Here is a 10,005-nt window from a genome sequence, read left to right on the forward strand (position 1 = left end):
CGCCCCAGCCGATCTTTGCCAGTCGGGGTGACCGTATTTTTGATGTCATGGATTTTGTTGTTGGACAGATTAATAAAACCGCCCGAACCGTGGACATAAATACCTACAGGCACCGCGTTCTTGGAAGCAGTGGTAAAATTGCGGATTTCAAACCCCTGAACGGTAACGTAATCGACATCGGCCAGCTCGATCAGCCCTTGGGTCCCGCTGACCGAAAGTCCGGTGCCGTCAATGACGGCAGTCTCCGTCCCATAGTTGGTGAACACAATGGGACCCTGCGAAGCGGAGCCGGAGCGGGTAATCTTCAGCTTCTGATTGTACACGCCGCCCCGAACGTAAACCGTGCTGCCCGCAGGAGCCACGTCGGCCGCGTGCTGCAGCGTCTTCCACGGCGCATCGCTCGTTCCGGTGTTGGAGTCGCTGCCGCTCGTAGCCACATAATATTCTGTACCGGCCGCGGAGGCGGAGAGAGGCTGCACATTTCCGTCTATTAGACCAAGCCCCAAAATCATGGCTAAACCTGCCAGAAGAATTTTCCCGAATTTCATCATGATTCCTCATCTCCCTTTGTTTAGTCTTGTAAATTATACCATGAATTCACTAAGCCTGTCCCGTACGACGGAATGTCCATTGGACACAAAGACTTTATTTTCTCAAGACAAATAAAACACAGCCCGCCTTATCGGCAGACTGCGCATGTTCTCACTTCAAACGGACTAATCCTTTACCAGTCGATCTGAAAGCATAAGCATAACAAAAGAGAATAAAATGATAGTTGCTACCCGGCTCCAGGAGAGTGTCATATTCCCGGCCTCGGACGCGATGTAGATCGCCTTGAGTATGTCCAGGAATATTGCCCGCAAGCATCAACGTAGCGCCAGATTCCCCTATCCTATAAATTCCGGAATGAAGTGACGAAAATGGGGTCAACCCAAATATTTGTGATAAATAGATCTCGCCTCGGCGATGTCCTTCGTGCCATGAACCAAGACGCGTCCATCCTGAAAAAGAACAAGTCGGTGCGTCCCGATAACGACGGATACCAAGTACGGATTATGCTCCACCTTGCCCCCCTGACGGGATAACAGGCGCGTCGCTTCGTTCAAATCACGTACAGCGCCTGGCGCCGGGCGGATTTGAACCGTATCGCGTCCGCACAAGACAGCCGTTTTAGCCTGATGCTCCGATTGTAAAAAGGGATACACTGGATGCTCGCCGCACGTCGGACAATCGGCTTTTTTCATGGCGCTTACATGGATCGCCTGGTGCTGATTGTTCCACAGATCGAAGGTAATCAGCTTGCTCTGCAAGGCTGAATCATCCCCGGTGAGCAGCTTCAATGCCTCCGCGCTTTGGTAGGCAGCCACCATCTGTACAGCCGGACTAATCACCCCGACCGTGTCGCAGGTGGCACCACCGAGCGGTACAGCTCCGAGCAGGCAATGCAGACACGGTGTCTGCCCCGGCACGATGGTAAAGGTTGTCCCATAGCTGCCTACACACGCTCCATAAATCCAGGGGATTCGGTGCTTGACTGCATAATCGTTCATCAGCAGCCGTGTATCGAAGTTATCGGTGGCATCTATGATGAGGTCTACCCCTGCTGCAATATCATCGATTTCCTCCAGCGATACATCCCGGACTAGCGCACGAATGTCCACGTCCGAATTGATTTGCTGCAATCGTTTCCGGGCGGCCACCGCCTTGGGCAGTTGATTACGGGCATCGGCTTCGTCATAGAGCTGCTGGCGTTGCAGATTGCTCCAATCTACATAATCACGGTCTACCAGCGTCAGCCGTCCGATGCCCGCTCGCACCAGCATGTCCGCATTGGCAGTCCCCAGTGCTCCAGCCCCCACCATCAGGACGTGCTTACTGCGGATATTTTGCTGACCTGCCGTTCCAATTTTCGAGAATAATTCCTGTCTGGAATAACGGGCAGGAGATGCATGCGTATGTGCTTGTGCATCAGCACCCGTTGTCTTGTTTATTTCTGACATCGTTGATTTACGCCCCCATACTTCTTATCCATTGATAGCGACAAGTTGATCAGACAAGCTAACATTCCAGATATCCTCGCCCTCATCGGAAGCTATTGGGTATTATGAGGGTTCCAGCCACCCAGTTGATGTCCCTTCCACTCTGAACCGTCCTCCCACACTTCCTTTTTCCAAATCGGTACGATTTGCTTTAACCGTTCAATCGCATGGCGGCTGGCTTCGTAGCAAGCATCGCGGTGCGCAGCAGAAACAGCAATCACGACACTCGTCTCTCCAATTCTCACTGTGCCAAGCCGATGTGTCATTGCAGTGCGTGTAGACGGCCAACGCTCTGCAATTTCGTCCCCAATTTGCTTCATCGTATTCATCGCCATCGGGACATACGCCTCATATTCAAGCAGCACGGTTCGCTGACCTTGCGTATATTCCCGAGTCGTTCCATTAAAGGTCAGCGAGGCTCCATGAGAAGGGTCTTGCACCTTGGAGGCTACCTCATCGGCATCAATCGGGTCGTATGTGATAGCGTACAACCCACATTTTGAAATAACCGTTTCCATGCCGGGTGCCGATTGAAGAAGAGTGATTGCATCAGATGGAAGAACAAGCTCGTCAGGAGAAGCCAGTCTTTTATGGTGGGTAAAAAAAGAGCCCTGCAGCTGTGAAGCTACTTCCGGATATTGCTCATATAGTCTTTTTCGAATGTCTGCGATCGTCACGATTTCCTGTGAAAGCTCCACCGTAATCACGTCACCAAATTGCTCCGCCATTGCCGCGGATAGTTGAATACGGTACTGCATATGCATCTGACCCCTTTATACCTCATCTGTCGAATTCAACCAGCCTGTACTAAAAAATCTAACCTCCTGAAACCGGAGGGATGATCGCAATCTCGTCATGTATACTTACTAGCTCCTCTGGAGCAGCGTAAACTTGATTTCTGGCAACAAAAGCGCTTTGCAACTGGGCGGCTGCCTCAGGAAAACGCTCAGACAACAAGCCTTTTAACGCAGCAATGGTCATCGCTTCCTGATCAGTAGGCACCGTGACCATAGGCCCTCCCATATGTTCAGCAAGGCCGGCAAATACTTGAATATGATATTTCATTTAACATACTCACTCCTTCCCAGGTACAATGACTGTCCATAGATACACCAAGAAAAACCAACATGAGCAAATACCTCGTAAAAGAGATTTTATTCCATGCTGGCTAACTGTACTGGTGTACATACGGATTCTCATATTATATTTTAAATTCAACCAATTCATCAATCCGTTCAGTATGTGTATACACATTTAACGAACGACTCCGTATAAAGCCGACTGTAGTAATCCCCAGATCCTCAGCCAATTCAAGCGCAAGCTCTGTGGGAGCTGACTTGGACAAAACGACCTCACAGCCAATCTTCGCGACCTTCAACAAGATTTCAGACGAAATGCGTCCACTGAATACAATGATTTTATCATGTAATACAATATCATTTTTCAAGCAATATCCATAGATTTTATCCAGTGCATTGTGACGGCCGATATCCATTCTCGACAGGATAATCCCGTTTTTGTCACATAGTGCGGCATTATGAACTCCACCAGTCTCCTGGAACGTATGTGCCGAGCTTTGCATTAAATTCATCAAGCGAAAGCAGTCGTCAAAGGACAGCGTCACATGAGTATCATTCATTCTTTTGGCTACTTTAGCATCATTCACAAAATAGAAGCCCTGTCTGCTTTTTCCGCAACAGGAGGTAATATACCGTTTGGAATGAAAGTTTTGATAAAACTCGTTCATGCGGCGGGTTTTGATATGAACAAAGCCTTCTTTTTCCTGAACCCACAGGTCTTCGATATCATCATACCGTTGAATGACGCCTTCAGAGGCCAAAAAGCCTATTGCCATATCCTCCACATACTCCGGTGTACAAACCATGGTAGCAAATTCCTGCTGATTGATTTTGATAGTCACCGGATGCTCCGTCACCACGGTGTCCTCAAAACGCTTGATTTGTCCGTCGCAACAACGCAAAATCTCGCGCCGTACCTCAGCCGGCTTTTCCACGTGCTCCACTCCCTTGTTTCTGGCAGGCTGGCTCTTTGGTTCACCCGCCAATGTGTGACATTTCAATTTTGGACAATGTTCGCTGCGTATGGGTCAGCCGTTCCTCAGAATAGCGGTCGGTACGCCCTCTCCAAACACGCTCAATGTAAGCCCTAATCTCATCATCGGACTGTTCGGAACGCAGCATCGTCCGAAGCTCATACCCTTGAGAGGCAAACAGACACGTGTACAAGGAGCCTTCAGCAGAAATTCTCGCTCGTGTACATGTGGAGCAGAAGGCATCCGTAACAGACGAAATAATGCCAATCTCGCCCTCTCTGTCCCGATACCTGTAACGCGTCGCCACCTCACCTGTGTACTGGGGCGGAACAGGCTCCAAGGGCATTTGCTCATGAATGGTATGGAGGATTTGCTGCTTGGAAACGACCTGATCCAATTTCCAGCCATTGGTGTTGCCTACGTCCATAAATTCAACAAAACGCAAAATATGCTTTTTCTTTTGAAAATAGTCAGCCATAGGCACAATATCCTGATCGTTGAAGCCCTTTTGCACGACCATGTTTATTTTCACCTGCATCCCCGCCTGAGCCGCAGCATCGATACCATCCAGTACGGCCTTTACGCTGCTTTTTCCACCGTTCATTCGGCGGAACCGCTCATCATCCAGCGAATCCAGACTAACCGTTACTCTCGCCAGTCCTGCTTCTCGAAGTGCCGCAGCATACTTAGGCAAAAATACGCCGTTCGTCGTCATTGCAATATCTTCGACCCCTTCGAGTTGGGTTAACGAATGAATGAGCGAGGATAAGTCCTTTCTCAGCAACGGCTCACCGCCAGTAATACGCAGCTTCGTGACGCCAAGCGAGACAAAAATACGGGAAAGGCGTGTAATTTCCTCAAAGGTCAATATTCTTTCTTTTGGCAAAAACGGATAGTCATGCCCAAAGATTTCTTCCGGCATACAATACCGGCACCGAAAATTACATCTGTCTATAACGGATATTCTCAAGTCCCGTAACGGACGATTCCATTGATCGTCGCTGCGGTTTGTCATTACGTTCACCTCAATCTGCCATCGTTATAGACTTCTACAACGGATGCCTTCATTCCAGAAATTTGGGCAACAGCGATCAAGCACCTTAATTTCAGCTTAATAGCCAAAAAACCGGCATCACAACAACTTCTTCGCCTTTGGAAATCGAAGAATCTGCTAAATGCCGGTTAATTTATCTACATCAAGATTTCACAAATCTTTACATCATGTGATATAGAAAAATCAAACTAACAAGCGCTGCGACAAATAAAATATACGCGATTCCCCACGTACACTCCATTCACGAATGCTCTGCAGTAGATACTATTTCTATTGTTAGCAATCCTCGAACGTTTGTCAATGCTTTTTCAATTTCTCAAACGATAATCATTATCATTTAAAAAATTCAATAGTGTACCGTTGAACTATCTTAAATTTTACGCTATAGTTACACAAGGCGACATGCAGAAAATGACATATCTTAAGAATTATTATAGGTAATTGATATACAAGCGGTGCGTGCTGTTTGTTATTAATACATACTCCTATGGTGAATTGGCTTCCAGGACTTAGAGCTTGGTCACTACTCCACCATAAACACAAGTGCTCATGATCAGGCACTTGTGTTTATGGTGGAGTTTTTTTATTTCTAATTTTCAAATTCAAAATCTGAAAGGAGCCTGAACCGTGATTGAAAGTACAATCAAAATTACATTAAACGGACAGGAGCTGAAAGCAAACAGCAGTGCAACAATTCTTGAAATCATTAATGAAAACAACATTGCCCATCCCCAACTGTGTTACGTTCCCGAAGTTGATCCGATCCGCACCTGTGACACCTGTATTGTTGAAGTAGATGGAAAGCTGGTGCGTTCCTGCTCGACACATGCTGTGGATGGCATGAATATTCATTTACAATCGGACCGTGCGAAAGCAGCTCAAACAGAGGCCATGGACCGACTACTCGAAAATCATCTCCTCTACTGCACGGTGTGCGATAACAACAACGGTAATTGTAAATTGCATAATACAGCAGAGCTTATGGAAATTGAACATCAAAAATATCCGTATCGACCGAAAGTCGACCCAACGGAAGTAGATATGTCCCATCCTTTTTACCGCTATGACCCCAATCAATGTATTGCATGCGGCCAGTGCGTAGAAGTATGCCAAAACCTTCAGGTCAATGAAACGCTGTCTCTTGACTGGGAAGCTGAACGCCCTCGCGTCAAATGGGATGACGGAGTTGCAATTAACGATTCCTCCTGTGTCAGCTGTGGTCAGTGTGTAACGGTCTGTCCATGCAATGCCTTGATGGAGAAATCCATGCTGGGAGAAGCAGGCTTCATGAGTGGCATGGATAAAGACTTATTAAATCCGATGGTGGATCTGATCAAGGAAGTGGAGCCAGGCTATAGCGGGATATTTGCCATTTCCGAGGCGGAAGCAGCAATGCGTGAAACCCGTACGAAAAAAACGAAAACCGTCTGCACATTCTGCGGCGTAGGCTGTAGCTTTGAGGTATGGACCAAAGGCCGCAAAATTTTAAAGGTACAGCCTACCTCGGAGGGGGCTGTCAACGGCATCTCGACGTGTGTTAAAGGGAAATTCGGCTGGGATTTTGTGAACAGTGATCAGCGTTTGACCACGCCTTTAATTCGTGAAGGCGACGAATTCGTGGAAGCAACCTGGGAAGAAGCACTAAGCCTGATGGCCAGCAAAATGGGAGCTATTAAAGAAACCTATGGCGGCAAGGCGCTGGGCTTTATTTCCTCATCCAAATTTACCAATGAAGAAAATTATCTGATGCAAAAACTGGCGCGTCAGATCTTCCAGACGAATAATGTCGACAACTGCTCACGATATTGCCAATCTCCTGCGTCATGGGGACTGCAATACACCGGAGGCATCGGCGGAGACAGCGGTACGATTAAAGACATTGCTCAGGCAGGCTTGGTCATACTGGTCGGTTGTGCGCCTGGAGAAGGACATCCGGTGCTGGCTACCCGCATCAAACGTGCACATAAACTGCACGGTCAAAAGCTGATTTCGGTGGATTTGCGCAAGCACGAAATGGCGGATCGCGCAGATCTGTTCATTCGCCCGAAGCAAGGTACGGATTATGTATGGTTATCTGCTGTAGCCAAATATATCATCGACCAAAACTGGCATGCTGCCGGATTCATTGAAAAACATGTCAATTTCTATCCTGAATATTTGAAATTGCTAGAAACCTACACACTGGAATTTGCCGAACAGGAAACAGGTATTTCCAAAGAGACGCTGATTCAGGTGGCAACCATGATTCATGAAGCCGACGGCACTGCCATTTGCTGGGGAATGGGCGTGACGCAAAATATCGCAGGCTCTTACACTTCGATTGCGATTGCCAACCTGCTGCTGGTAACTGGAAACTTTATGCGTCCAGGTGCAGGTGCGTACCCGCTTCGCGGACATAACAATGTTCAGGGTGCTGCCGACATGGGCACGATGCCGGACATTTTGCCTGGCTACCAGCCCGTGACGAACGATGGCATTCGCGCCAAGTTCGAAGCGGCCTACGGCGTACAGATTTCGAATCAACGCGGACTGGACAACATTCAAATGCTGGAGGCCATTAAAACTGGCGAGCTTAAAGCGATGTATATCGCTGGAGAAGAGATGGCATGGGTGGATGCGGACTCCAATCACACTCAGGAAATGCTGGCGAATCTGGATTTCCTTGTCGTCCAGGATGTATTCCTGAGCAAGACAGCACAATTCGCGGATGTTATTTTGCCAGCCGTACCTTCACTTGAAAAGGATGGAACCTTCACCAATACCGAACGTCGTGTACAACGTTTGTATGAAGCGCTGCGCCCTGTGGAGAACAGCAAGCCGGATTGGTGGATTTTCAGCCAATTTGCCAAGCATATGGGATTTGATTGGGATTATAGTCATCCGCGTGAAATTTTTGAGGAAATGGCGTCACTTACCCCATTTTTCTCCCAATGTAATTATGACGTATTGGAAGGCTGGAACAGCTTCCATTGGGGATCGCCGGATGGCAGCAATACGCCGCTGCTACACACCAACGGCTTTAATTTCCCCGATAAAAAGGCGCGTTTGGGACTTTTCGAATATGTACCGCCAGTACAGTACCCGGCTGAATTCGATCTGACCTTGAATAACGGTCGGCTGCTTGAACAATTCCATGAAGGAAATATGACAACCAAATCAGCAGGTATCCAGCTCAAGCTCCCCAAAGTATTTGTGGAGGTGTCGCCCGAATTGGCTGAGGAGCGCGGAGTCAGGGACGGATCGCTGGTCCGATTGGAATCGCCTTATGGTGCGGTCAAGCTGCGTGTTCTGGTCACTGACCGGGTACAGGGAACTGAAATCTATGTACCCATGCACTCCACCAGCCATGATGGTGCTGTAAACCTGTTAACTGGTGGAGCATTCGACGTGATTACCCGCACGCCTGCCTATAAACAAACCAAGGTTCGGATGCAAGTTTTGGAGGTAGACGGTCAAAATCCGCTGCCGCGTATCAATCCACGCTACAAAAAACGGCATCCGCAAAATGGGGTTGAAGTGGATCGGAAGTGGAATCGTCCCGGTTACGTCGATTTGGTAGATCAAAAATAAGGAGGTCGGCCCCATGGCCAAGCCTATTTCAATTGTGAGAAAACGTGTTTTGACAGAAGAAGAACGACAACAACAATCGCTGGATCAGCTTACTGCTGATTTGGCAGATAACGGGCCCGCATTGCAGAAAACGCTCGAAATTGTACGTGAGCTGCACGACAGCGGTCTTCTCGAAGCAGCACAGTCTATGCTGAAAGCCAAAGAAAGCATCGCCAAAATTGCTGTGGGACAAGCGACACGCAAACCTGTAACAAATATCATCAACAATCTGATGGGGGCAGCCGGAATGCTGTCCGAGGTAGACCCCGAGCTGATGAACAAGCTGGCCAGCAGCGTGACTTTAGGCCTGAGCGAGGCTGAAGAGCATCTACAGCAGAACAAAAAAACTCGGCTGCGCGATCTCATGAAGGCGATGAATGATCCGGATGTAAACCGGGCCATGGGCTTTGGCATTCATTTTCTCAAAGGAATGGGAAAAGGGTTGTCCAATAAATAGCTAATACAATGGTCCGTTCGCGGAGCCTCCACACCAAGCTTCCAGGTCGATCCTGCTACAAAAACAAGAGTTGTCCCAAGCAGCCATTTCATGGCTTTTGGGACAGCTCTTTTATTTTTTATCCACCTGCAACAGCGTCACCGTTTTAAGCGAAACGGCATCCTTGATTTGCTCCTCCGCAATGACCTTCAGCTTAAGCAAGCTGGCAATCTTTGCGGTATCCGGCTTGGAAAACAAGCGCCATAGCTGTGGGTCTGGCAGTAAATTATACAACTTGGTGTGATCGTATTCCTTGCGGTGCTGCTGCACAACCTTGACGCGGTAGCTGCCAATTTCCCATTCTGCCACTCCCTGCTGGTCGCAATGATTCGTAATATCATGACGCAGATCATTCAGCTCGCCTTCGATTTCTTTTTGCTGCTGCTTTAGCTGATAGTAGCGACGCACCTTGCTTTCCAAATCCATCACGCTCCTCTGCTTACATATGTATGCTTGCAGAAGCGTTTTAGGACAAGTTTTGTTAAGCATTTCCCGGGTAATGGAATGAGCCATAAGAAGCGCTATCATATTTCGAACTTTATTTGGGTACATTCGCGCCTGGATTTACAGGCCCTGCACCTTTGGACTCTCCTTTACGTTTCATATAGTTGGCCCAGTATGCCGTCAGAATAGGCACCAAAATGGAGGTCACAATGACCGAAGCGGCAACTAATGCCGTTGCTGACTGCGCTACAGGCAAAAACTCAGGCTTGATATTGGCGACAATAACCGGATTCGCTACTGCTGCACCTGC

At 48.2% G+C, this 10,005-nt stretch carries 9 protein-coding genes and 2 pseudogenes; 2 read left to right on the forward strand and 9 right to left on the reverse strand.

The window, feature by feature from the left end; genetic code table 11:
- The 7 genes and pseudogenes from WG8_RS28620 to moaA form a co-directional block, all read right to left on the reverse strand.
- Positions 1–551: pseudogene (locus WG8_RS28620) on the reverse strand (right-handed parallel beta-helix repeat-containing protein); the annotation flags it as partial.
- A gap of 165 nt (positions 552–716) precedes the next feature.
- Positions 717–891 (reverse strand): annotated as a pseudogene (locus WG8_RS29420) (molybdate ABC transporter permease subunit); the annotation flags it as partial.
- Between the two features lie 35 nt (positions 892–926).
- On the reverse strand, positions 927–2,000 hold the full coding sequence (locus WG8_RS16370; RefSeq protein ID WP_007431343.1) for a thiazole biosynthesis adenylyltransferase ThiF: 1,074 nt from the start codon (positions 1,998–2,000) through the stop codon (positions 927–929).
- A 92-nt stretch (positions 2,001–2,092) separates the two neighbouring features.
- Positions 2,093–2,797, reverse strand: coding sequence for a molybdenum cofactor biosynthesis protein MoaE (locus WG8_RS16375; RefSeq protein ID WP_007431344.1), 705 nt, complete (start codon positions 2,795–2,797; stop codon positions 2,093–2,095).
- A 58-nt stretch (positions 2,798–2,855) separates the two neighbouring features.
- Positions 2,856–3,104, reverse strand: a complete 249-nt coding sequence (locus WG8_RS16380; RefSeq protein WP_007431345.1) for a MoaD/ThiS family protein — start codon at positions 3,102–3,104, stop codon at positions 2,856–2,858.
- Between the two features lie 136 nt (positions 3,105–3,240).
- Complete coding sequence (fdhD, locus tag WG8_RS16385; RefSeq protein WP_007431346.1) at positions 3,241–4,053, reverse strand: formate dehydrogenase accessory sulfurtransferase FdhD; 813 nt, start codon at positions 4,051–4,053, stop codon at positions 3,241–3,243.
- Between the two features lie 40 nt (positions 4,054–4,093).
- Positions 4,094–5,107, reverse strand: coding sequence for a GTP 3',8-cyclase MoaA (gene moaA / locus WG8_RS16390; RefSeq protein ID WP_043891116.1), 1,014 nt, complete (start codon positions 5,105–5,107; stop codon positions 4,094–4,096).
- Between the two features lie 666 nt (positions 5,108–5,773).
- Between moaA and fdhF the strand changes: the two genes are divergently transcribed.
- Both fdhF and WG8_RS16400 read left to right on the forward strand, forming a co-directional pair.
- Complete coding sequence (gene fdhF, locus WG8_RS16395; protein ID WP_007431348.1) at positions 5,774–8,716, forward strand: formate dehydrogenase subunit alpha; 2,943 nt, start codon at positions 5,774–5,776, stop codon at positions 8,714–8,716.
- 13 nt (positions 8,717–8,729) lie between these two features.
- A complete protein-coding gene (locus WG8_RS16400; RefSeq protein WP_007431349.1) occupies positions 8,730–9,212 on the forward strand; it encodes a DUF1641 domain-containing protein in 483 nt (160 codons plus the stop codon).
- A 111-nt stretch (positions 9,213–9,323) separates the two neighbouring features.
- Here the strand turns inward: WG8_RS16400 and WG8_RS16405 are convergent, their stop codons facing one another.
- On the reverse strand, positions 9,324–9,677 hold the full coding sequence (locus tag WG8_RS16405) for a hypothetical protein (protein WP_043891117.1): 354 nt from the start codon (positions 9,675–9,677) through the stop codon (positions 9,324–9,326).
- Between the two features lie 112 nt (positions 9,678–9,789).
- A partial coding sequence (locus tag WG8_RS28625) for a 2-keto-3-deoxygluconate permease (RefSeq protein ID WP_007431351.1) occupies positions 9,790–10,005 on the reverse strand: 216 nt, incomplete at its 5' end.

It is taken from the genome of Paenibacillus sp. Aloe-11 (assembly GCF_000245715.1).
GTDB lineage: Bacteria > Bacillota > Bacilli > Paenibacillales > Paenibacillaceae > Paenibacillus > Paenibacillus kribbensis.

Excerpts from the sequence above, each read along its gene's own strand:
- WG8_RS16370 (WP_007431343.1), bottom strand. The coding sequence starts at position 2,000 with ATGTCAGAAATAAACAAGACAACGGGTGCTGATGCACAAGCACATACG.
- WG8_RS16375 (WP_007431344.1), bottom strand. The coding sequence starts at position 2,797 with ATGCAGTACCGTATTCAACTATCCGCGGCAATGGCGGAGCAATTTGGT.
- WG8_RS16380 (WP_007431345.1), bottom strand. The coding sequence starts at position 3,104 with ATGAAATATCATATTCAAGTATTTGCCGGCCTTGCTGAACATATGGGA.
- moaA (WP_043891116.1), bottom strand. The coding sequence starts at position 5,107 with ATGACAAACCGCAGCGACGATCAATGGAATCGTCCGTTACGGGACTTG.
- WG8_RS16400 (WP_007431349.1), top strand. The coding sequence starts at position 8,730 with ATGGCCAAGCCTATTTCAATTGTGAGAAAACGTGTTTTGACAGAAGAA.
- WG8_RS16405 (WP_043891117.1), bottom strand. The coding sequence starts at position 9,677 with ATGGATTTGGAAAGCAAGGTGCGTCGCTACTATCAGCTAAAGCAGCAG.